The 20,995-nt window shown below is 64.9% G+C and carries 19 protein-coding genes; 5 read left to right on the top strand and 14 right to left on the bottom strand.

Features of this window, described 5'->3' with window-relative positions:
• Nucleotides 1-59: 59 nt before the first annotated feature.
• Nucleotides 60-665, bottom strand: coding sequence for a TetR/AcrR family transcriptional regulator (locus ACOI2T_RS11410; RefSeq protein ID WP_409501288.1), 606 nt, complete (start codon nt 663-665; stop codon nt 60-62).
• 191 nt (nt 666-856) lie between these two features.
• On the opposite strand from ACOI2T_RS11410, the gene ACOI2T_RS11405 reads away from it, so the two are divergent.
• The 3 genes from ACOI2T_RS11405 (at nt 857) to ACOI2T_RS11395 (ending at nt 3,211) form a co-directional block, all read left to right on the top strand.
• Nucleotides 857-2,149 (top strand): cytochrome P450, encoded by a 1,293-nt coding sequence (locus ACOI2T_RS11405; RefSeq protein WP_067847649.1) that lies wholly within the window; start codon nt 857-859, stop codon nt 2,147-2,149.
• A 186-nt stretch (nt 2,150-2,335) separates the two neighbouring features.
• Nucleotides 2,336-2,779, top strand: a complete 444-nt coding sequence (locus ACOI2T_RS11400; RefSeq protein WP_409501881.1) for a hypothetical protein — start codon at nt 2,336-2,338, stop codon at nt 2,777-2,779.
• A gap of 3 nt (nt 2,780-2,782) precedes the next feature.
• Nucleotides 2,783-3,211: an Rv2576c family protein gene (locus tag ACOI2T_RS11395; protein WP_409501287.1), complete on the top strand. Its 429-nt coding sequence runs from the start codon at nt 2,783-2,785 to the stop codon at nt 3,209-3,211.
• 87 nt (nt 3,212-3,298) lie between these two features.
• Here ACOI2T_RS11395 and ACOI2T_RS11390 read toward each other — a convergent pair whose 3' ends face one another.
• On the bottom strand, nt 3,299-3,646 hold the full coding sequence (locus ACOI2T_RS11390; protein ID WP_409501880.1) for a hypothetical protein: 348 nt from the start codon (nt 3,644-3,646) through the stop codon (nt 3,299-3,301).
• 235 nt (nt 3,647-3,881) lie between these two features.
• Here ACOI2T_RS11390 and ACOI2T_RS11385 point away from each other — a divergent pair, with 235 nt between their 5' ends.
• Nucleotides 3,882-4,391, top strand: a complete 510-nt coding sequence (locus ACOI2T_RS11385; protein WP_409501286.1) for an Rv2253/PknI dimerization domain-containing protein — start codon at nt 3,882-3,884, stop codon at nt 4,389-4,391.
• Nucleotides 4,392-4,528: 137 nt separating this feature from the next.
• Nucleotides 4,529-6,076 (top strand): IS1182 family transposase, encoded by a 1,548-nt coding sequence (locus tag ACOI2T_RS11380; protein WP_409501285.1) that lies wholly within the window; start codon nt 4,529-4,531, stop codon nt 6,074-6,076.
• 154 nt (nt 6,077-6,230) lie between these two features.
• On the opposite strand, the gene ACOI2T_RS11375 is transcribed toward ACOI2T_RS11380, so the two are convergent.
• Genes ACOI2T_RS11375 through ACOI2T_RS11320 form a run of 12 tightly spaced genes read right to left on the bottom strand, consistent with a single transcriptional unit; the run spans nt 6,231 to nt 20,930 of the window.
• Nucleotides 6,231-7,970, bottom strand: coding sequence for an MCE family protein (locus tag ACOI2T_RS11375; RefSeq protein WP_409501284.1), 1,740 nt, complete (start codon nt 7,968-7,970; stop codon nt 6,231-6,233).
• Nucleotides 7,971-9,344 (bottom strand): MCE family protein, encoded by a 1,374-nt coding sequence (locus tag ACOI2T_RS11370; protein WP_409501283.1) that lies wholly within the window; start codon nt 9,342-9,344, stop codon nt 7,971-7,973.
• Entirely contained in the window at nt 9,341-10,852 is a 1,512-nt protein-coding gene (locus tag ACOI2T_RS11365; RefSeq protein ID WP_409501282.1) for an MCE family protein, read from the bottom strand. Before ACOI2T_RS11365 ends, ACOI2T_RS11370 begins: the two co-directional genes overlap by 4 nt.
• Nucleotides 10,852-11,937, bottom strand: a complete 1,086-nt coding sequence (locus ACOI2T_RS11360) for an MCE family protein (RefSeq protein WP_409501879.1) — start codon at nt 11,935-11,937, stop codon at nt 10,852-10,854. Before ACOI2T_RS11360 ends, ACOI2T_RS11365 begins: the two co-directional genes overlap by 1 nt.
• A complete protein-coding gene (locus ACOI2T_RS11355; RefSeq protein ID WP_409501281.1) occupies nt 11,937-12,962 on the bottom strand; it encodes an MCE family protein in 1,026 nt (341 codons plus the stop codon). Before ACOI2T_RS11355 ends, ACOI2T_RS11360 begins: the two co-directional genes overlap by 1 nt.
• On the bottom strand, nt 12,959-14,233 hold the full coding sequence (locus tag ACOI2T_RS11350; RefSeq protein WP_409501280.1) for an MCE family protein: 1,275 nt from the start codon (nt 14,231-14,233) through the stop codon (nt 12,959-12,961). The genes ACOI2T_RS11355 and ACOI2T_RS11350 overlap by 4 nt, the downstream gene beginning before the upstream one ends.
• 17 nt (nt 14,234-14,250) lie before the next feature.
• A complete protein-coding gene (locus ACOI2T_RS11345) occupies nt 14,251-15,108 on the bottom strand; it encodes an MlaE family ABC transporter permease (protein WP_067847678.1) in 858 nt (285 codons plus the stop codon).
• 3 nt (nt 15,109-15,111) lie between these two features.
• Nucleotides 15,112-15,909: an MlaE family ABC transporter permease gene (locus tag ACOI2T_RS11340; RefSeq protein WP_085143727.1), complete on the bottom strand. Its 798-nt coding sequence runs from the start codon at nt 15,907-15,909 to the stop codon at nt 15,112-15,114.
• On the bottom strand, nt 15,899-17,068 hold the full coding sequence (locus ACOI2T_RS11335) for a thiolase C-terminal domain-containing protein (protein WP_409501279.1): 1,170 nt from the start codon (nt 17,066-17,068) through the stop codon (nt 15,899-15,901). The genes ACOI2T_RS11340 and ACOI2T_RS11335 overlap by 11 nt, the downstream gene beginning before the upstream one ends.
• Complete coding sequence (locus tag ACOI2T_RS11330) at nt 17,065-18,240, bottom strand: OB-fold domain-containing protein (protein ID WP_409501278.1); 1,176 nt, start codon at nt 18,238-18,240, stop codon at nt 17,065-17,067. Before ACOI2T_RS11330 ends, ACOI2T_RS11335 begins: the two co-directional genes overlap by 4 nt.
• 12 nt (nt 18,241-18,252) lie before the next feature.
• Nucleotides 18,253-19,461 carry a CaiB/BaiF CoA transferase family protein gene (locus ACOI2T_RS11325; protein ID WP_409501277.1) on the bottom strand — a complete coding sequence of 403 codons (1,209 nt, stop codon included), beginning with the start codon at nt 19,459-19,461 and terminating at the stop codon, nt 18,253-18,255.
• Nucleotides 19,458-20,930 carry an aldehyde dehydrogenase family protein gene (locus ACOI2T_RS11320; protein ID WP_409501878.1) on the bottom strand — a complete coding sequence of 491 codons (1,473 nt, stop codon included), beginning with the start codon at nt 20,928-20,930 and terminating at the stop codon, nt 19,458-19,460. Before ACOI2T_RS11320 ends, ACOI2T_RS11325 begins: the two co-directional genes overlap by 4 nt.
• Nucleotides 20,931-20,995 lie beyond the last annotated feature (65 nt).

The following is a 20,995-nucleotide window of genomic DNA, read 5'->3' as shown; positions in this document are numbered from 1 at the left end:
ACGTTCTACAATACGAAAATGATGTTTCCGCACGCTGCCGCGCCGGCGGGATGAGCGGCTCAGGCAGACACTTCGATCGGCTGCGGTTCGCCCTCCAGGCGGCGCAGCCAGCTTTCGCAGAACTCCAGGACCTCGGCGTGACCGGCGGACATGCCCAGGGCCTGCTCCATGACCATCACGCGCGAGACGCTCGTCGCGAAGATCGTCCAGACGATAGGCGGCACGTCGGAGGAGTCGACGCCGTACCGCCGAAGCGCAGCCGTCATCGCCTTGGTCTGCTCCTCGCGGAATTTCTCGGCGTAGTGCGCGATCTCGGTGCGCAGCGCCTTCCGATGATTGGCCAGACCCATGATCTCCATCGTCAGACGCGTGGCGCCAGGGTCGGTGCCGAACCGCCACAACGCCCACAGCGGTTGCGCCGAATCCAGTGCGCGCGCCTGTTCGACGAGGCCCTCCTCGGCACGCCTGCGGAACACTGCGAGGAACAGGTCGTCCATCGTCCGGAAGTAGTAGTGCACCAGCTGGGGCTTGAGACCGGCGTGCTCGGCGACGCGGCGCGACGTCACCGCGGCATAGCCCTCTTCGATCATCAACTTTTCGGCGGCGTCGAGCAGGACGATGCGGTTCTTCGCGTCCGGCGCCCCGATCCTTCGCGCCGATGCCATACCCCGGCCCCTCTCCTCGCAACTCGAACGATGCCTCAGCCAGATCGTAACTTCGGCGCGCCGAGTGATCTTGACCACGACTCTAGCGCCATGCTAAGCAGGTGCTCAGCACTTTTCGTGTTTTTCCATTCGCGCGGTGCAGCCCGCCGCGAAAACGCCGCAGCGCATATTGAATTCGGAGGCAGTGCATCATGACCGAGGCCGCGACGCCCGACTACGACTCGATCGATTACTTCACCGACCCGTCGTTGGTGCCCGACCCGCATCCGTACTTCGACCACCTGCGCAGCAAATGCCCCGTGGTGCGCGAGCCCAACTACGGTGTCCTCGCGATCACCAGCTTCGAAGAAGCCACCCACGTACTCAAGGACACCGACACGTTCTCGTCCTGCATCGCGGTGGCCGGTCCCTTCCCGCCGCTGCCTTTCACCCCCGAGGGCGACGACATCACCGAGCAGATCGCCGAGCATCGCCCGCAGATGCCGATGTTCGAACACATGGTCACCATGGATCCGCCCGACCACACCAACGCCCGCTCCCTGCTCAATCGGCTGCTCACACCGCGGCGGTTGAAGGAGAACGAGGACTTCATGTGGCGACTGGCCGACCAGTGTCTCGACGATTTCATCGCCGACGGCAAGTGTGAATTCCTCAGCGCCTACGCAAAGCCGTTCTCGCTGCTGGTGATCGCCGACATGCTGGGCGTCCCGGAGGAAGACCACGAGGAGTTCCGCACGGTGCTGGGCGCGCCCCGGCCCGGTGCGCAGGTCGGGTCCCTCGACGGCGACCTCGTGTCGAGCAACCCGTTGGAATGGCTCGACGAGAAGTTCATCGGTTACCTCGAAGACCGTCGGAAGACACCCCGCGACGACGTGCTCACCGCACTCGCCACGGCGAACTACCCGGACGGTTCCGTACCACCCGTCATCGAGGTCGTTCGGTCTGCGACATTCCTCTTCGCGGCCGGTCAGGAGACCACGACCAAACTGCTGTCGGCGTCGCTGCGGGTGCTCGGCGACCGCCCCGACGTCCAGGAGGCACTGCGGCAGGACCGCAGCCGCATCCCGACATTCGTCGAGGAGGCCTTACGGATGGATGCCCCGGTCAAAAGCCAGTTCCGGTTGGCCAAGAAGCACACCCAACTCGGTGGGGTCGACGTGCCTGCCGGGACGACGTTGATGGTGTGCCCCGGCGCGGTCAACCGCGATCCGGTCCGCTTCGAAGACCCGCACACGTTCAGCCTGGACCGCAAGAATGTCCGTGAGCACATCGCCTTCGGCCGTGGCGTACACAGCTGCCCAGGCGGGCCGCTGGCCCGGGTCGAGGGCCGGGTGTCCATCGAGCGGATTCTCGACCGGATGGCCGACATCTCGATCGACGAGGAGTACCACGGCCCGGCCGACGACCGTCGCTACACCTACGAGCCGACCTTCATCCTCCGCGGCCTCACCGACCTGCACATCACGTTCGACCCGGTGCGGTAGCCGGCCGACCCGTTCGGAATCTCGCCAGCGTCGCGTTGCTATTCTCCGACAGTGAGAATGTGACTCTCACACCGCGAGGGTGAGATTCTGGTTCCGGCCTGCTGGAGCTGGTTCTCGTTCTATAGTCAGCCGAGCAGCTCCGAAACCTGGAGGGGGCCCGTGAAGTCCGGCTTGTTCAGCACAGCGATGAGCGCCGTTCTCGTATCGGCAGCAGTCCTCTTCGCGCCGCCCGCTTCCGCCGCCATGCCGTTTGGCAACTATGACCTGCACATCCCGGATCGGCGGGATTTCCACACCTGGGTGTTGTCGGCCATTGCCCCGTGTCGAGGAGAGAACAACTCGAAACGGCACGACTGCCTCAACGTGGGACTGATCCCCAGGCCGATTGCCAAGGCCGTGCAGCCCACCGGCGAGGCCAATCTGGTCGACGGTCGCTACACCTTTGTTGTCAATGACCCCTTCGGGCTGCGCTGCGGCGACATCTATTACGGTCCCACCATTCCCACCCACGATGTCTACAGCTGGGACGCCAATACGCTGGCCGGCGAGATGGTTTCAACCTTCGACGTCGGGTGCGACAACGCACCGGGCGGTTCATTCACCTATCCCATCACCCTGACGAGGATGTGATCGATGCGGCCCGTCTCAGCCCTCGCCACAGCCGCTGGTGCGCTGACGTTGATCGGCGGTGGATTGACGGTCGCGGTCCCGGCGGCCGCCGATACCCCGGCGCTACATCACGTCCGATATACCGTGACGGCAGACGCCCCATTCTGGGCCGAGATCTACTACCGCGCCACCGATCCGCCCACCTGGTCTGATTACAGCCACAACCCCTACCAGTTCAGCCCAAAGGCGGAAGCCGACATCGGGCCGAACCAGCCCTGGGTGTACGACGCGATGCTGGCCGATCCAGACTCCTGGGCCATGGTCACCGTGCAGAGTGGCGACGCGCCGAGTATTGAACCGCCACGGTTCCACTGCCGACTCGAGGTCGACGGTGCTGTCGTCAAGACCAACAGCGGCAACAAGGGCGCGCTGTGCTCGCTACGCAACTGGTGAATGCACGACCCGGGCACCAAAACGCCTGAGCCTCAAGGCTCTGGCTCAGTGCTTGTACTCGCGTTGTGGTTCCAGTTGCCAGAGAATTCAGTCCCCACGGCGCCACAGCGCGTCGCCGTTCATGGGAACGCAGGTGAGGAACAGACCATCAGGGGCCTGGGCGACCATATTCAGCTCGGTCGAGCAGGGCGTGTTCTCATCCCGGATTCCTGCCATCGGAGGAGAACGGAACCAGCGTGGCTCGTACCGGCGGGGCGAACCGCAGAACACCAGTCGGCCGGGCCGGATCGACGGGCCGGCCACGGCCACCCCGAAGACGAAATAGGTGGTGTTGTCGCAATAGGAGCCCAGCACCACGTTCGGCCTGATACCGGGCACGCAATACGCGTCGTTGCAGGCTTGAGGTCCGGCATTCGCCGGCGGGGCAGCCATCATTCCGGCGAAAATTGCTGAAGCGGCCGTCGCCGCCGCTATCACGCGCACCCTGCCACTTTCCCACACTTGGAAACGAAATTCTCTATCTCTGAGAAGATTACTCACGCGGATGAGAGCAAGTTTAAGCGGCCGCCTCGTGAAGCTGACAAACGTCCCTCGAATCGAAGGGCCGCCACTGGCGCGACTGATATTCTCCAAATCTGAGAATAGCGCTTTCGAGCAGAGGAGTTGGTGCATGCCGGCAGCTACGAGAATCGCCACCGCAGCGGTCGTCGCCTCGACCACGATGGTCGGTCTCGGCGCCGCACCCGCCGGCGCGGACCCCGGCAGCTGGGGTATCAACGGAACATTCGCCACATCGGTCAACGGCGATTGGGCCAAGGTCAACGAACGCTATGAGGACCAACCCTCGGAGCGGCAAAACTGGACTGTCGCCACCGAATGCATATCCCCCACCGACTGTGCCGGCACTGTCACCAGCGACCAGGGTTGGTCGGCCCCGATCTACACGGTCAACGGGCTCTACTACGTCAAGCGTTCGGTCCCGGAATGGCGGTTCTGTGCCGACGGCACACCCATCGAAGGCCTGCAGGTATACAAGCTCTATCCGGTGGGCTTCGACGGGCATGTGGACCTGTCGTCGAACGAGTACACCGGAGAGCAGCAGACCACCGGCCCCAGCGGATCGTGTGGCCGCAATCAGTGGCCTGCCATCCGCGCGCCCTTCTACATGAAGAAGATCTAGCGAAAACCGCTTCTGCACAACACAACCGGCCGCGGGCCAGGCCGTGGCCGGTTCTGGTCGGCGTCGACTAGGAGTCTGCTGAATTAATCCCGCGTGGCGGGGGTGGTTGTGCTGGGGTTTTCGCCGATGATTGGTGGGTGCAGGGTCGATCTGATGATCAGCGTGAGTTGTTGGATGCCGAGTCGGTTGCCGGGCATCTTCTGAAGTCCGACAGCATGTTTGCGTTCCTGGCGGCTCATCGGGGCCAGTTGTTTCCCGAGGAGATGTTCGCCGATTTGTTCCCGTCGCGGCGGGGCCGACCCAGCGTGCCGGCTGAGGTGATGGCCTCGGTGATCACGCTGCAGTCCCTGCACGGGCTCTCCGATAACGAGACCGTGGAGGCGGTGACGTTTGATCTGCGCTGGAAAGCCGCCTGCGGGTTGCCGATTACCGCGCCGGCGTTTCACTCCACGACGTTGACCTATTGGCGGCGCCGGCTGGCGGCCTCGCAGCGGCCGAACCGGATCTTTGAGGCGGTCAAAGCCGTCGTGGCGCAGACCGGGGTGCTGGCGGGCAAGACGCGGCGAGCCTTGGATTCCACGGTCCTCGACGACGCGGTGGCCACTCAAGACACCGTGACGCAGTTGATCGCCGCGATCCGCCAGGTGCGCCGTGAGATTCCCGCCGCCGCTGCGGTCATCGAGGCTCACTGCAGCGCCCACAATTACGACGATCCAGGCAAACCGGCGATCGCGTGGAACGACAAGGCTGCCCGCGACCTGCTGGTCGACGGGTTGGTTGGCGACGCGCACCGGCTGCTGGGGCATCTGCCTGATCAGGAACTCGGGCCGCGGGCCGCCCAGGCGGTGGCGTTGTTGGCGTTGATCGCCGGCCAAGATGTCGAACCCGTGGAGGGATCTGATGGCACCGACGGGCACTGGCAGATCGCGCAGAAGGTGGCCCCGGATCGGGTGATCTCTACCGTGGATCCCGAAGCCCGCCATGCCCATAAGACGGTGCATCGCCGCCAGGACGGCTTCAAGGCCCATATCGCCGTCGAACCCGACACCGGGATCATCACTGACTGCGTCCTGACCAGGGCCAATGGCCCAGACAACCACGAAGCGGTCGTCGGACTGGCCCTGCTCGACGACGAGCAGTCTCCGGTGCGGGTGCTGGGTGATTCGGCCTACGGCACCGGGGCCGCGCGGGCCGCACTGGCCGCACGTAAGGACTTCGCGGTGATCAAGCCGATACCGCTGCGGACACCGGTGCCCGGCGGATTCACCAGCGACGACTTCAGCATCGACTTCGACGCCCGCACCGTGACCTGCCCAGCCGAGCACACCGTCGCGATCACGCCCAGCGGCGGCGCCAAATTTGAAAAGCACTGCCGCTCATGTCTTTTACGGACTCAGTACACCACCGCCAAGCGTGGACGCAAACTCACCATCAGTGAACACGAACATCATCTACGCGCAGCACGGGCAATGGCGCGCACACCCAAATGGCAGGCCGAGTACCGCCAGCACCGACCCATGGTGGAACGCTCGATCGCCTGGTTGACCCGCAACAATCGCAAGGTTCGCTACCGCGGCGTGGCGAAGAACGATCAGTGGCTGCACCACCGCAGCGCCGCGTTGAACCTGCGCCGCCTGCTCACGATGGGGTTGAACCACACCGGCACTGCATGGGCAATCGCCTGACACCGCGGGTTGTCTTGTCACCCCCAACTACGGATGTCACCCTCGATATCGGCGGGGCGATCTCGTCAATGTCGACCTCCGGGTCTGACTTCAACCACGCGCCACTGAGCGCTTGAGACGCCCCGCCCCCAAAACCCACTAATTCAGCAGACTCCTAGATCGGCAGCATGTCCTGCCAGGTGTTCGCCTCGCCGATCAGGTTGGTCTGCTTGTAGAGCAGGCCGTCCTGACCCTGATACTGACCGGTGCGTGGGTTGTACTTACTAATCGCTAACGACGGTCCGCTCGGCTGACCGCCGGAGAATCCGGAGGGTGCGATCACCGGGTCCATGGACGTCGGTGGAGCCGAAGGGTCGATCGGCGTACCCGCCGGCGGACCATGTGGCACCGGAACCTCCCGCGGTAGATCCGCCGGCGGTATCGGTACGGTATCCAGATTCGGCGCAGGCGGTGGCGCCTGCCCCGGGACCGGGGGTTCTGGAAAGGTCAACGGTCCCGGCGGAAGCGGTCCCGGACCCATGGCCGGGAAGCTCGGGGGCCCTTGCGGTTCCGGCAGCGGCGCGTTCGGCCGCACGGCCACACCCGGTGGCAGCGGCGTGCCCTCCAGCGGCCCGAAGGTGTTGTCGTCCAGTTCCACTCGGGAGTCTGGTGCAATCCCTTGCGAGACGAGGTTCGGGTCGAAGGGGTACGGGCCGAGAGTGTGCTGACGCTGCGCCAAGGGTTGGTAGCCCCTAGGGTCGTTGCACAGTTCCACGGTGGGGGCGCGCTTGCCCGGGTGCTCCATGCATGGATAGTTACGTGCACCGCGCACCGCGATCGGAGAATCCTGCGGCAGCTTGCAGTAGATGTTGTCCGGGGTGTCGATGATCGACTCATCGGTCGGCGCCCGCCATGCCGACGGCGGCAGGAATCCGACCGTGCACGAGTTCGGATCACCCAGGCCCAACGAGAATTCGCCGTCAGGCATACCCGACGGGCTATTGCCCGGCAGATAGGTCTGTGTCTGGGCAACGTACGGCGGGAAGAGTACCAGCACTTGCTCGACCGATGCGTTGTAGGTCACGAGCACCTGTCCCAGGGTGGTCATATTCGCCAGCAACACAGGCAAAGTGGGCTTGATCTGGTCGAGCAGACGAGAGGTCTCCTGCGCGAAGCCCGGACCATTCTGCAGAACGGACCGGAACTGCGCGTCGTTTGCAACCATCTGGCCGGTGATGCCGGCCAGGCTGGCGGCCCAAGTGCGGATTGAATCGCCAGTCTGCGCCTGCGCATCCAGGAACGGCCCGGAATCGTCGATCAGCTGGCGGGTTTGGTCGGAGATCTTGTTGGCGTCGTTGGTGATGGTCGATGCCGAGTCCAGCAGCGAGCCGAAGTCGTAGCCGGTGCCGTTGAACGCGTTGTACGACTCATCGAGCAGCTTGCTCAGCGAATCCTTGGGAATGGTGTCCACCAGCGCACTGAGCTGATCGAGCATCGGACCGACCTGCTGCGGCACCTCGGTGTTGTCCACCGAGATCACTGAGCCGTCCTGCAAATACGGGCCAGAATCGGTACGCGGCAGCAGGTCCACGTACTGCTCACCGACCGCCGACATACTGCGGACGGCAGCCTTCAAATCGGCCGGGACCTTCGGAGAGCGATCCAGCGACAACGTCGCCTCGGCGCCTCTCCCGGTCAGTTCAACTGAGGTGACCTTACCGATCTGCGAACCCCGATAGGTCACGTTGCTGAACTGGTAAAGCCCACCTGTGGCGGGCAGTTCCAACTTCACCGTGATCCGGCCGATTCCGAGCAGGGTCGGCACCTGCATGTAGGCGAACAACATCACTGCGACCCCGACAACCGACGCGATGGTGAACAGAATCAACTGAGTTCGGACAAAACGCGTGAGCATTTATCCGCCACCCCCTGTCGTCGGAGCCGGTGGGGCTGCGGGAGCCGGAACCGACGAATTCGGTTGGGCTGCATATGGTCCGGCAAATATCTGCCCCGGCTGACCCGATGGAGATGTCGGCGGCGGCGGTGCGCCGCCCGTCAACGCGAGCGGTTGCTGCGGGACCACCGGGAGCACCGGGCCCGCATACGGGGGCGGTGGGCCCGCCGCAGCCGCAGTATCAACCGGTGCCGGTTCCGGCTCCGGCGGGAATGCATCCGGCGGTGGTGGATTTACGCCGGTCTTGAGCGGGTCGTAGGTGTAGTTCAGCCAGGAGGGATCGCCCGGAGCCGGAACGAGCTCGGCGTTCTCCTGCTCCCAGCGGGTTCCGAGCATGAGACTGCGCTTCAGCCGCGGGATGGTCAGGTCGATGGTGGCGAACAGGTTGAAGTAGTCACCGCGGATATCCCGATCGATGAAGCCCTGGGTGAAGGGATAGTGCGCTGCGAACTCGAGAACGCTGGGCAGTTCCGGTCCCACATCGGCGAGCGCCGCAATCGCCGGCTCCAAGTTGCGCAGGTTACGCACCAGGTCCTCCTGCGATTCGTTGGCCAATCTGTTGGCCGTGTCGCTGAAGGTTCCGAGCTTCTGCAGGGCTGCGGTCAGCCGCGGCCGCTCCTTGATCAGCACATCCATCGCCGGCGGGATCTTCTGCAGCGCACGGGTGATGACGTCACGTTGACCGGCGAACGTCGATGCCAGCCGGTTGAGCGAGTGAATTGAGTCCACGATGCTGTCGCGCTGCGCGTCGAGGGTCCCCACGAACGTATCCAACCGGGTGAGCAGGTTGCGGATATCGGTGTCTCGACCGTTGAGCGCGGCACTGAAATTGTGGATGATCTCGCCGGCCTGACCCAGCCCGCCACCGTTGACCACGGCAGCCAACGAGGACAGCGTCTGCTCGGTGGTCGGGTAGGTCGAGGCGTTGTTCAACGGAATCGTCGAGCCCGGCGGCAGGCTGCCCTCCGCCTCCTTCCCGAGCGGTGCGTTGATCGCGAGGTGCATCGAACCCAGCAAGCTGGTCTGCCCGATGCTGGCCACCACGTTGGCCGGCACCACCACACCGGGTTGCACCGAGAATTCGACGTCGGCATGCCAGTCCCTGACCGACATGCTGCGCACGCTGCCCACGACGACGTCGTCCATCATCACGGGCGAATTCGGTTCCAGCGTAGCCACATTGGCGATCTCGACGTGGTAGACGGTGGACTCCGGCCCGCGCCCCACCGCGCCGGGCAGCGGCAGCGAATTGACGCCCTGGAAGGCGCAACCGCTGGCCAGCGCAACGCAGGAGCCAGCAATGATCGACAACCGCAGCTGCTTTCCGCTGATCATGCCGGTGGCATCCCCTCTGCCGGAAGTGGCGGTGTATCGGCCGGGGCAAGCCCGGTGTCAGCGCCAGGAGCCGAACCTGCCGCCGGCGCGAACGGAGCCTCGGCCGGTAACGGCCCGGGTGCCGGACCCGGTGCAACGGTCGCCGGATTGAGCATGTCCCGCAGCGAGGACGGCACATTGGGCTGGACCACCGGTGGAGCGCCCGGAAGCATCTGCTGGGCACCTGGTGGCGGGGTTCCCGGTGGGCGACCCGTGAACGGCGGTGGAGGCGTTGGTCCCGGCACATAGGCCGACTGAGACGGCGGAATCGGATTGTCGGGCACCTCCGGCGACCCTCCGCCACCGCCGGGCGCCAGGCCAGGTTCCGAATAGACAATGTTCTCCGGATTGGCTGACGGTGCCAGGTACGGCTGGATCGGAAACGGAAAGTTGTTGAAACTCAACAGCCGCAACGCCGGGCCGAGGTACTGCGCGCACAGTTTCGCCGTCTCGGGCGCCGTCGTGTTCTCCACGGCCCCGATGGCACCGCAGATGAACTGCACTGGGTTGGAGAAACCGTGCAACACGAACTGGCCCACCGGGCTTCCGGTGTCGGGGTTGTAGATGTTGTACGCATTGACCAACGCATTCGGTGTGATATGCAGCAGGTTCTCCACATTCATCTTGTTGTCGACCAAGATCTGGGTCACGTTGGCCAACCGTTGCACCTGCTCGGAGGTCTGGGCGCGGCTGCCCGCGACGAACCGCTGCACCTCGACGACCGCAGTCGACAGTTCTCTCAACGCCGCATCGAGATCCGAACGGCTGCCGTCGATCACACTGGTCAGTGTGGCCAGTCGGTTCTGGAATGACACCACCTGAACGTTGCTGTCCCGAAGCGCGGTGACGAAGATCTGCAGATTCTTGATGACGTCGACGATATTGCCGCTGCCTTCGGCGAGGATTCGCGCCACCCCGGACAGCTGCGAGATGGTCTCGTGCAGCTTCACCCCGTTGCCATCCATGGCTTTGGCGGCGCTGTCGATGAAGCGCGACATCGAGGTGCCTTCCACACCGTTCTTCGGGCCCAGTTCGGTGGACAAGCGCATCAGCTGCTCTTTGACCTCGTCCCATTCCACCGGCACCGCGGTGTCGTCCAGCCCGATGACCGCGCCGTCGGACATCGTCGGCCCCTGCGACCGATAGGGCGGTGTGAGTTGCACGTACCGGGCCGCGACCAGGTTCTGCGCGACGATGATGGCCTTCGCCTCTGCCGGAATGTCCACGCTCCGGTCGACACTGAGAGTCAACCGGGTCTGAGTGCCCTCCGGGTCGATCGCCTCGATGGTGCCGACCTTCACCCCCGACACCCGGACGTCGTCGCCGGGATAGATGCCGGTGGCCGAGGTGAACAGGGCCGAAATGGTTCTCGGCGCCAAGAACAACTGGCGCACCAGGACTGCCGTCCCCGCGACAAGCAACGCCACCAGCGCCACCGCCAAACCGGTGATCAGTCGCTTGCGGTTCATCAGCGCGAACCTCCGGGAATTCCGTTGTAGGGAAACGGGAACTCCGCTCGCGGTCCGACATTGTCCGGCGGTTGACCGGCGTTGTTGCCGCGTCGGAACCCGAAGGCGTAGTCCATGAACGGTTGCAGCATGGCCTGACTTACCAACAAATTTGGCACGAACGCGTTGTAGTACGGGCCATTCGCCAGTGTTTCGGCTTGAGCCAGCCAGAACTTCTTCATGTCCGGAAGCATCTTGTTGATGTTGTCGCGATTCTTCTCGAGGATCTCGGTTACCCGGTTGAGCCGCTCCAAGGTGGGCGCCAGCTCCTGCTCGTTGTCGGCGACCAGCCCAGTGAGCTGTTGGGAGACGGCCGCGGTGTTCGCCAGTAGGTCCACGATTGCCTGCCGACGATCGTTGAGCACGCCAAGTAGGTCGTTTGCGTTCAGGATCAACGTGTTCAGCTGCTGGCTGCGCGCGGAGAGGACGCCGGTGATATCGGCGGCGCTCTTGAGCAGGCTGGCCAGGCTCTCGTTGCGGCCGTTGATGGATTTCGACAACCGGCTCAGACCATCGAACGTCGGGCCGAGCCGCGGGGCCAGCTGATCGATGATGCCCGAGAGGGTGTCCAGCGACTGGTTGAGCGACGCGGTGTCGGTTCCCGCGGTGTTGGTGGTCAACTCGCTGACCGCATCGGTCAGCGAATAGGGCGACGAGGTCCGCGAAGTCGGTATGACGTCTGTCGACCGCAGCGTGCCGCTGCCCGCGGGCTCCAGCGTCAATACCCGCTCACCCAGCAGCGAGCCGGTGCGAATGTGCGCGGTGGTCAGCGAGCCGAGTTCCTGTTTCCCCTCGATGGTGAAGGTGATCAGCGCATCGCCGTTGTCCAACGAGATGCCCGTGACCGAACCGACTTTGATACCCGACAGGGTCACGTCGTTACCAACTGCGATCCCGCCGGCCTCGGTGAACAGCGCCTGGTGGCGCACCGATGTCGCCCACTGGGCCAACCGCTCGGGCTGCAGGCCGACGGCGATCACCAAGATCATCAGTACGGTGCCGATGAAGCCGGCCTTGATCAGTTTGGATTCGCGGTACTTGAGCATCAGGGCTCTGCGCACCTCCCGCCTTCTTGTTTGATCCAGGGGAAGACTGCGGTCCGACCCTGAAGGTCGGTGACGCGCAAGTTGATCCCGCAGACGTAGTACATGATCCAGCTGCCGTATGCCCCGAGCCTCGCCATCTTGCGGTAGTTGTCGGGGCCCTTCTGCAGACCACGATCAAGGACCGCCTTATTGTCATCGAGCAGTGGCGCGAGCCGATTGAGCTGATCGACGGTGCCAGCTAGCGGCGGGCGCGCCTGCGTGAGCAGGCTGGCCATGGATGCGGTGCCGTTGTCGATGGAGGTGATCGCATTGCCGATTGGATCGCGGTCCTCCGACAAGCCGCTGACCAACTTCTCCAACCGATCGATGGTGGCCGAGAATTTGTCGCCGTCTTTGTTCAGGGTGCCGACCACTTGGTTGAGGTTGTCGATCAGTTGCTGAATGACCTCGTTGTTGTCGCCCAGGGTGTTGGAGAACGAGGAGGTCTTGCTCATCAGTGAATCCAGGGTGTCCCCCTGGCCCTGGAAGATGTTGACCAGCGAGGACGTCAGCGCATTGACGTCCTGGGGGTTGAGCCCCTGGATCACTGGGCGCAGGCCACCGAGCAGCAGGTCCAGGTCCAGCGCACTCTGCGTACGCTCCACCGGGATCTGGGAACCAGCCGCCAGAAGCCGGGTCGAGTCAGGCGTGTCGAGCAACTCCAGGTAGCGGTCACCAACCAGGTTCAAATACCGCACGGCGGCATTGGTTCCGGTGGTCAATGCGACACTGCGGTCGGTGTCGAACTCGACCAGCACCGACTTGTCCGGTTGCAGCGACACACTTTTGACCGTGCCGACCCGAACGCCGGCGACGCGCACCGAATCACCGGCCTCCAGTCGCGAGGCATCCTTGAACACCGCCGAGTAGCTCGAGTAGGTGCCACCGCGGTACTCGGAGAACGTCATGAACAGGAACGCTGTGAGTACCGCCATCACAATGGCGAACGCCCCGAACTTCAGGAATGTGCTTCTGCCGCGCGTCATCCCGGTTGTCCGATCTGTGCGGTGTTGCGCGGAGGACCGTCCAGCGGCCCGAACAGCAACTGCTTGAGACCGTCGGAGTTGAGCAGGATGCCCTGGTTGCCGTACTGCCAGGGGTTGGCATTGGTGTCGGTCACAAGGTATTTCGCTCGGTTCCCGAAGCCGACATTAGGCAGCCCCATGCAGTGTGGTCCACCCTTGGCCGCGACCTTGGGCAGGTTCTGCGGGTACCGGTAGCGTTCGACGCCCAGGGTGAACGCCAACTGGACGACGATGCCCGGATCCATTGCCGGCGGCTGATTCTTGACGGTGATCATGCCCTGCAGCGAGCATTCGAGCGCCGGCGAGTATTCGTTGAGCAGATCGGTGGTGGGCGTCAGCAGCTCAAGGGTCTTGCTCAGTGCGGGCCGGTTTCCGCCGACGACCTCGTTGCCGATGTCGGCCAACCCGATCATGCTGACCAGGAAACTGTCGAGGTTCTTCTCCTGGTCGACGATGGTCTCGCTGAGGCGGTTGGTGTTGTCGACGGTCCGCAACAGATCGGGGGCTGCGTCGCCATAGGCGTTGGACACCGTAGACATCGCCTCGATGTCATGCGACAGGTTCGGCAGACTCGGTTCCAGCTTCGCGAGCAAGGCCTCGAAATCCGTCAGCGTCTGCCCCATCTTCTCGCCACGCCCGGAGAAGGCCGATGAGATAGCGCCAAGTGTTTCGTTGAGCTTGGCGGGATCGATCTTGTCCAGCACCCGAGTGAGCTGTTGAAACACCGTGTTGATCTCGACGGTGACATGCTCGCCCTCCAGCACCTGTCCCGGCTGTATGGTCCCGGACGGATTCTCAGGTGCGACGAGATTGACGAACTTCGCACCGAATACGGTCGACGACGCGATGTCAGCCCGCACATTTCCGGGTATCAGGCGCAGCTGCGAGGGATCCATCTCCAGGCGCAGCGCCGCCCGGCCGTCCGGCAACGACTCGATCGAGGACACCGTACCCACCTGCACGCCGCGCATCTTGACCTTGGCGTCCGGGTTCATCACCAGACCGGCGCGATCCGAGATCACGGTGACGGGTTCGGTTTTGGTGAAGCTCCCGCGGAACAGGGCGACCGCCAGCGCGATGATCAGGCCGACGACGACCACCGTCCCCAGACCCGCCAGCGGACGCGCATAACCGCTCGCCCCGAAGCTGCGTCCCGGCCGCGCCGCGACCGGCGCTGCCGCGCTGGTGGTTTCGGACCGGTGGGCCGGGCCCGGGCCGATGTTACGTGTCACTGTGTTCTCCCTGCCCGCTAGCCGCTCAGGTTGAAGTTTCCGTTGGAGCCGTAGACCGACAGTGACACCAGGAGCGTCACCGACACCACGACGATCAGCGACGTGCGCACCGCGTTACCCACGGCCACCCCCACACCGGAGGGTCCGCCCGAGGCGAAGTACCCGAAATAGGTGTGTATCAGAAGGATTGTGAGAGCCATCAGCACCGCCTGCAGGAACGACCACAACAGGTCGATCGGGTTCAGGAAGGTGTTGAAGTAGTGGTCGTAGAGGCCACCGGATTGGCCGAGCAGCACCACTGTCGTGAACTGCGATGCGAGGAACGACAGGATCACCGCAATCGCGTACAGCGGGGTGATCGCGATCATTCCGGCCACGATGCGCGTACTCACGAGATACTCGACCGGCCGGATCGCCATCGATTCGAGCGCATCGATCTCCTCGTTGATCCGCATCGCACCGAGCTGCGCGGTCACGCCCGCACCGAACGTCGCGGCCAGGCCGATGCCGGCCACCACGGGGGCTGCGATCCGGACGTTGATGAATGCCGCGAGGAATCCGGTCAGTGCCTCGATGCCGATATTGCCGAGCGACGAGTAACCCTGGATCGCCAGGACACCACCGGTCGCGAGCGTCAAGAACCCCACGATCACGACGGTGCCGCCGATCATCGCCAATGTGCCCGCACCCATGGAGATCTCGGCGATCAACCGCACGAGTTCCTTGCGGTAGTGGATCGCGGCGTGCGGCGTGCCGGCAAGCGCCTTGACATAGAACAGGGTGTGGTCGCCGACCCGGCTCAACGTCGAGACCGGCTTGGTGAACTGCCGGGCCAGCCGCGGGTAGGTGCTCCGCAGAATCGTCGTCGTACCCATGCGCTAGCTCGCCGTCATCCGGATGCCGATGGCCGTGACCACCACGTTGATGACGAACAGCGCCATGAACGCATACACCACCGTCTCGTTGACCGCGTTGCCCACCGCCTTCGCGCCGCCACCGACGATCGTCAGACCTCGATAGCACGCGACCAGACCCGCGATCAGCCCGAACAACGCGGCCTTGACACAGGAGATGATCACCTCGGGCACGCCGGTCAGCAGTGTGATGCCCGCCGCGAACGCTCCCGGGTTCACATCCTGGATGAACACCGAGAACACGTAGCCGCCCAAGATGCCGATGATCACCACCAAGCTGTTCAGCAGCAACGCGACCAGGCCGGAGGCGAGGATCCGCGGTGTCACCAACCGCTGCACCGGATTGATGCCGAGCACCTCCATGGCGTCGATCTCCTCGCGGATGGTGCGCGACCCCAGGTCGGCGCACATGGCGGTCGCGCCGGCGCCCGCCACGATCAGCACCGTCACCATCGGCCCCAGCTGGGTGACGGCGCCGAATGCCGCACCCGCACCGGACAGGTCGGCCGCGCCGAGCTCGCGCAAGAGGATGTTCAACGTGAACGACACGAGCACCGTGAACGGGATCGCCACCAGAAGTGTCGGCGCCATCGAAACCCGCGCGACGAACCAGCACTGGTCCAGGAATTCCCGGCCCTGGAACGGCCGTCGGAACGCGAACCGGATCGCGTCGAGCGACATCGCGAACAGGGCCCCGACGGCCTGCATCGGCCCGGACATGTTACGCACCAGGGGCACGCCGATCGACCATCTATCTGCCATTGGCGTGTGGTCCTTCCAAGATGGTGACCGCCGACACCGCTGTCGGTCCGCCGATGTTGTGGGCCAGACCGATTCGTGCCCCGTCGACCTGGTTGGCCGCCTCCCCGCGCAACTGCTCGAACAGTTCGACGCACTGCGCTACGCCCGTCGCACCCGGCGGGTGACCCTTGGCCTTGAGCCCACCGCTGGTATTCACCGGTAGCGCTCCGCCCATGCTGGTGACCTCGGTCTCGACGAGCTTGTGCGCCTCGAAGCGGTCGGCGAATCCGAGATCTTCGTAGCTCATCAGCTCGATACCGGTGAAGTAGTCGTGCACCTCGGCGACGTCGATGTCGCCCGGTGTCAGACCGGCCATGCCGAACGCCCGCTTGGCCGCACGGACGGTGGCCGGAAACGTCGTCATGTCGGGCTTGTGCGGATACATCACCGAGTCGAGGCCGAGCCCGACGCCACGGACCCACACCGGGCGGTCGGTGAACCTGTCGACGACGTCCTCGGCGGCGAGCACCAGGGCCGCCGCACCGTCACTCTGCGGCGCACAGTCATACAGCCCGAACGGGTTCACCACGATCGGGGCGGACAGCGCCTGCTCGACGGTGATCTCGAAACGCAACCGCGCCTTCGGATTGTCGACCGCGTTGCGGTGGTTCTTGACCGCGATCATCGCGAGATGTTCGCGGGTGGCCGGCGACTCGTGCAGATAGCGCCGGACATGCATGGCGAAGCCGGCCGGGGCGACCAGCCCGAGCGGGTAGTCCCACGCCATGTCGCGGGTCTGGGCCTCCCAGCCCCACAGCATGCTGTTGGTCGCAACCTCACGCAGCTTGTCGGCACCCATCACCAACGCGACGTCCGCCGCACCCGACGCGATGCCGTACAACGCGTTGCGCACCGCATCATTGCCGGTGGCACAGGAATTCTCGATGTGGGTGACCGGGATGTCGGTCAGCCCGAGCGTGTCGGCGAGGACACCGGACGGAAACCCGTCCGTCGTTCCCATCGCCCCGAACCACGCCGCGTCGATGTCGTCCCGGTCGATGCCCTTGTCGACACTGGCAGCACACTCCGAGAACGCCACGGGCAACAGATCTTTGATGCCGAGTGCGAAATGCTCGGCGAAGGGCGTCATCCCGGCGCCGACCACGGCGACGCGCCTCACGCCGCCATCTCCGGCTGGAATGCATAACCGTAGTCGGGCACACCGGACCGGACGGCGATGCGACGCAACACCATTCGGCCCCGGTCGCCGATGTCGACCGAACCTGGCTCGGCCCCGGTGACTTTCACGAGCGCACGGACGCCGACACCGTCGAGTTCGACGATGACGAGCGAGTACGGCGTGCGCAGGCCGGGAACCGGGATCTGGACGGTCACCTCGGTGTAGACCGTCCCCGTCCGCGGCAGCGGTACGAGCTCGTACTCGGTGCTCAGCGTCCCGTCCGCGCCGACGCGGAAGCGGGGCGGGAAGTCCAGATCACCCGGTGATCCGGCGTATTGCCCTGCCTCCCAACGAACTTTGGCCTCGAACGCACGCTCGTACGCCGCAAGCGAGATCTGCAGGTCCGCACCGGGAGTAACCGTGCCCTCGGGCATCTGGCGCACCTCCCGCTCATTTCGGATCACCTGTGCCGTGCCGCCCGCGACGGTGACACCTGACAGGCTTGCCTGCTCGACCGCAACCAAGGGGCCGATGGTATCCGACTCGGCCAATGACGCGAGGGCAAATAAGCCAGAACTTGCTCCGGTAGTTGGTAATTGACGCGGAGTGCCCTGACACAACTCCACGGCCTTGTCATGATCAACCCCGGCCAGTTGCACCGGCGTGTCCAGCCAGGCCGCCGCCAGTGAGGTCAACAGGCCGCGCTCGTGCAGCAGCCGCGGATCGCCGTAATCGTGCACGACGCCGCCCACATTGCGGGTTCGCACCGGCAGGCTGCGCGCAACCCGTGCCGCGGTCCGCACCCGCAGTCCGTCCTCCGCGGTGAGGATCGCCGCCGCCCCCGCCGGGTCGAGGTCGACGCCGATGATCAGCGTGCGCGGTCGCGCCGAGCTCACCGCGTCGAGGGTGGCGGGCGCACCGCCGAGACGTTCGTTCACCTCGAGCTCCGGATCGAGGCCGAGACCGGCGAGCAGCACGGCCGCGTTACTGCTTTCCACCAGCGGAAGATCACGGCTGACCAGCACCACCCGCTCGACGGCACCACCCGGACTCAACGCCGCCCGGCCGGCCTCGACGGCCAGGGTGATGGCGTCTTCGTCATCGCCGGCTGACCGCCGGTGCTGGGTGCCCCAGCACGGCAGGTAAGTCCCGATGGACGTGATGTACGGCATGACGAACCTGGACTAGGTGACGGCGCCGGCCGTCTTGAGCTCGATGATGCGGTCCCAATCCAGTCCGAGTTCGACCAGGATGTCGTCGGTCTGCTCGGCGAATCCCGGCGCCGGTCCCGTGCGCGGCGCGGTGACGTCGAACTGCACCGGGTTGGTCACCAGTTCGAGTTCGCCTGCCTGCACGAGATATTCGTTGGCCCGGATCTGGGCGTCCTGCCCGGCCTGCAAGGTGTCCTGCACGGGTGCCCACGGCCCGGCCAGTGTCGCAAATCGCTCGCTCCACTCCGGCAAAGTCCGCTTCTTCATCGCCTCGGTGAGGATCTCGACTGCGGCCGGAGTGCTTTCGGCGAAGGATTCCGCCGTCGCGAACCGCGGATCGTCGATGTAGCGCTCGAGATCCATGTGTTTGCACACGTCGGCCCAGAATTTGGTCGGCTGCATCATCACGAACGAGATGTAGCGGTCGTCAGCGGTCCCGTAGAGCCCGACGAGCGGGTTGATCGGCGAGCCGTGCACGCCGGGTGGCGGTGTGACCATCAGCTGGTTCAGGTGCTGGGTCAGCGCCACGGTGTGGCCCATCGACCACAGGCCACTGCCGAGCAGCGACACGTCGACGACTGAAGGTTCACCGGTCCGTTCGCGCTTGAGCAGGGCCGCGGCGATGCCGCCTGCCAGGTTGGTTCCCGAGATCGTGTCGCCGTACGCCGGTCCCGGCGGCGCGATCATCCCCTCCATCCCCGCCGGGGTGATGGTCGCCGCGGTGCCGGCCCGGCACCAGAAGGCGGTCATGTCGTAGCCACCCTTGACCGATTCCTCGCCACGCGGGCCGAGCGCACTGCCCCTGGCGTAGATGATGTTCGGGTTGACCGCGCGAATGTCGTCGACGTCGATGCCGAACTTCTGCCGGTGCCCGGGCAGGAAACTCGTGAGGAACACGTCGGCGCGCCGCGCGAGTTCAAGCAGGACCTCGCGTCCCTCTGGCACCGACATGTCCAGCCCGATGCTGCGTTTGCCCCGGTTGGCATGTTCGATGTTGGGGTTGGGATCGCCCTCGACCCGCAGTGGACCCGTCTGGCGCAGGCCGCGCTGGGGATCGCCGGTGACGGCATGCTCGACCTTGATGACGTCGGCTCCCCATTCCCCGAGAACTGCTCCGGCCGACGGTACGAAGCCGTACATCGCGACCTCGAGGACGCGGATGCCTTCCAGCGGCGCGGTCACGACACCACCCGTGCGAACGTCTTGGTCTCGAGGAACTCTTCGAGACCGGCCTTGCCCATCTCCCGCCCGATGCCCGACTGCTTGTAGCCACCGAACGGACTGTCCGGACTGAAATAGTTCCCGCCGTTGATCGAGAACGTTCCCGTCCGGATCCGGCGAGCCACCGCGAGTGCGCGGTCCTCACTGCCGAACACCGCACCCGACAGCCCGTAGATCGAATTGTTGGCGATCCGGACCGCGTCGTCGTCGTCCTCGTAGGCGATGACCGCGAGGACCGGCCCGAAGACCTCCTCCTGCGCGATCTCGCTGTCGGGATCCACGTCCGCGAGAAGCGTTGGGGTGTAGAAGAACCCGGGTTCGACCTTCTCCCCTCCGGTCACGAGCGTCGCGCCGGCCTCGACCGCGCGTTTGACCATCCCGTCGACCTTGTCGCGCTGCTTCTCACTGATGAGCGGGCCCATGTAGGTCTTGGGATCGGCCGGATCCCCGTATCGGACCAGGCCGAAGTTGTTCTTGATCAGCTCGACGATCTCGTCCTTGTGCTTGGCCGGGACGAGCAGCCGCGAGGTCAGTGCGCAGCCCTGGCCGGCGTGCGTGACCATGCTGAACGCGGAAAACAGTGCGGCAGTGTTGAAGTCGGCGTCGTCGAGCACGATCGCGGCCGACTTGCCGCCCAACTCCAGGAACACCTTTTTGAGCGTCTCGCTCGCGGCGGCCATGATCCGGCGGCCGGTCGGCGTCGAACCGGTGAAGGTGACCATGTCGACGTCGTGGCTCGTGGTGAGGACGGCGCCGACCTCTGGGTCCGCGCCGGACAGGACGTTGACGACGCCCGCCGGGATGTCGGTGTGGTTGGCGATCAGCTCACCGAGCGCCAGCGTGATCAGCGGGGTGTCGGGGGCGCTCTTGAGCACCACCGTGCATCCCGCGGCCAGTGCCGGAGCGAGTTTGGCGAGCGCGAGTTGATTCGGGTAGTTGTAGGCGATGATCGCGGCCACGACGCCGCCTGCTTCCTTCTCTACCCAGCGGTGGTGCTGAGCGCCCCGGCTCTCGATGTTGCCGAGATCCTCGGTCATCGGATAGGTCTTGAGCAGTTCGGCGTAGTACCGGACGATGTCGACCGGCTGATCGAGTTGCGCACCCGCGCACAGCGCGGCGGTGGCCCCCACTTCGGCGATGGTCAGTGCGGCCAGTTCGTCGCGATGGTCGATCAGCGCCTGATGGAACTGCTCGAGACAGCGGATGCGCAGTTCGGTGTTGGTCGACCAGTCCGTGTTGTCGAAGGCGTCGCGTGCCGCGGCGACCGCGGCCGCGGCGTCGGCGACGGTCGCGTCCGGCGCGTAACCGAGAACGTCTCCGGTTGCCGGGTTGATCGAGGGGAACGTCCGCGGCGTATCCCGCAGCTCACCGCCGATCAACAGCCTCCGGTCAGCCTGGCGTACGTCCGCGATCGTCGGCGTTTCCTGCATCATCCTCCTCAGCCGATCAGCGAGTGTGATGGAAACTTCATTCTCATCACCGGCGAATCATACAT

The sequence above is a fragment of the Mycolicibacterium wolinskyi str. Jessa 2025 genome (genome assembly GCF_049241375.1).
Lineage (GTDB): Bacteria > Actinomycetota > Actinomycetes > Mycobacteriales > Mycobacteriaceae > Mycobacterium > Mycobacterium wolinskyi.
Note: the sequence above shows the minus strand (reverse complement) of the source record. Positions and strands in the feature narration are given on the sequence as shown.

Bases quoted from the DNA above. Each gene is read 5' to 3' on its own strand.
- ACOI2T_RS11355 (WP_409501281.1), bottom strand. From the start codon at position 12,962: ATGACGCGCGGCAGAAGCACATTCCTGAAGTTCGGGGCGTTCGCCATT.
- ACOI2T_RS11410 (WP_409501288.1), bottom strand. From the start codon at position 665: ATGGCATCGGCGCGAAGGATCGGGGCGCCGGACGCGAAGAACCGCATC.
- ACOI2T_RS11345 (WP_067847678.1), bottom strand. From the start codon at position 15,108: ATGGGTACGACGACGATTCTGCGGAGCACCTACCCGCGGCTGGCCCGG.
- ACOI2T_RS11395 (WP_409501287.1), top strand. From the start codon at position 2,783: ATGCGGCCCGTCTCAGCCCTCGCCACAGCCGCTGGTGCGCTGACGTTG.
- ACOI2T_RS11370 (WP_409501283.1), bottom strand. From the start codon at position 9,344: ATGATCAGCGGAAAGCAGCTGCGGTTGTCGATCATTGCTGGCTCCTGC.
- ACOI2T_RS11360 (WP_409501879.1), bottom strand. From the start codon at position 11,937: ATGCTCAAGTACCGCGAATCCAAACTGATCAAGGCCGGCTTCATCGGC.
- ACOI2T_RS11400 (WP_409501881.1), top strand. From the start codon at position 2,336: ATGAGCGCCGTTCTCGTATCGGCAGCAGTCCTCTTCGCGCCGCCCGCT.
- ACOI2T_RS11340 (WP_085143727.1), bottom strand. From the start codon at position 15,909: ATGGCAGATAGATGGTCGATCGGCGTGCCCCTGGTGCGTAACATGTCC.
- ACOI2T_RS11385 (WP_409501286.1), top strand. From the start codon at position 3,882: ATGCCGGCAGCTACGAGAATCGCCACCGCAGCGGTCGTCGCCTCGACC.
- ACOI2T_RS11320 (WP_409501878.1), bottom strand. From the start codon at position 20,930: ATGCAGGAAACGCCGACGATCGCGGACGTACGCCAGGCTGACCGGAGG.
- ACOI2T_RS11365 (WP_409501282.1), bottom strand. From the start codon at position 10,852: ATGAACCGCAAGCGACTGATCACCGGTTTGGCGGTGGCGCTGGTGGCG.
- ACOI2T_RS11330 (WP_409501278.1), bottom strand. From the start codon at position 18,240: ATGCCGTACATCACGTCCATCGGGACTTACCTGCCGTGCTGGGGCACC.
- ACOI2T_RS11390 (WP_409501880.1), bottom strand. From the start codon at position 3,646: ATGATGGCTGCCCCGCCGGCGAATGCCGGACCTCAAGCCTGCAACGAC.
- ACOI2T_RS11405 (WP_067847649.1), top strand. From the start codon at position 857: ATGACCGAGGCCGCGACGCCCGACTACGACTCGATCGATTACTTCACC.
- ACOI2T_RS11375 (WP_409501284.1), bottom strand. From the start codon at position 7,970: ATGCTCACGCGTTTTGTCCGAACTCAGTTGATTCTGTTCACCATCGCG.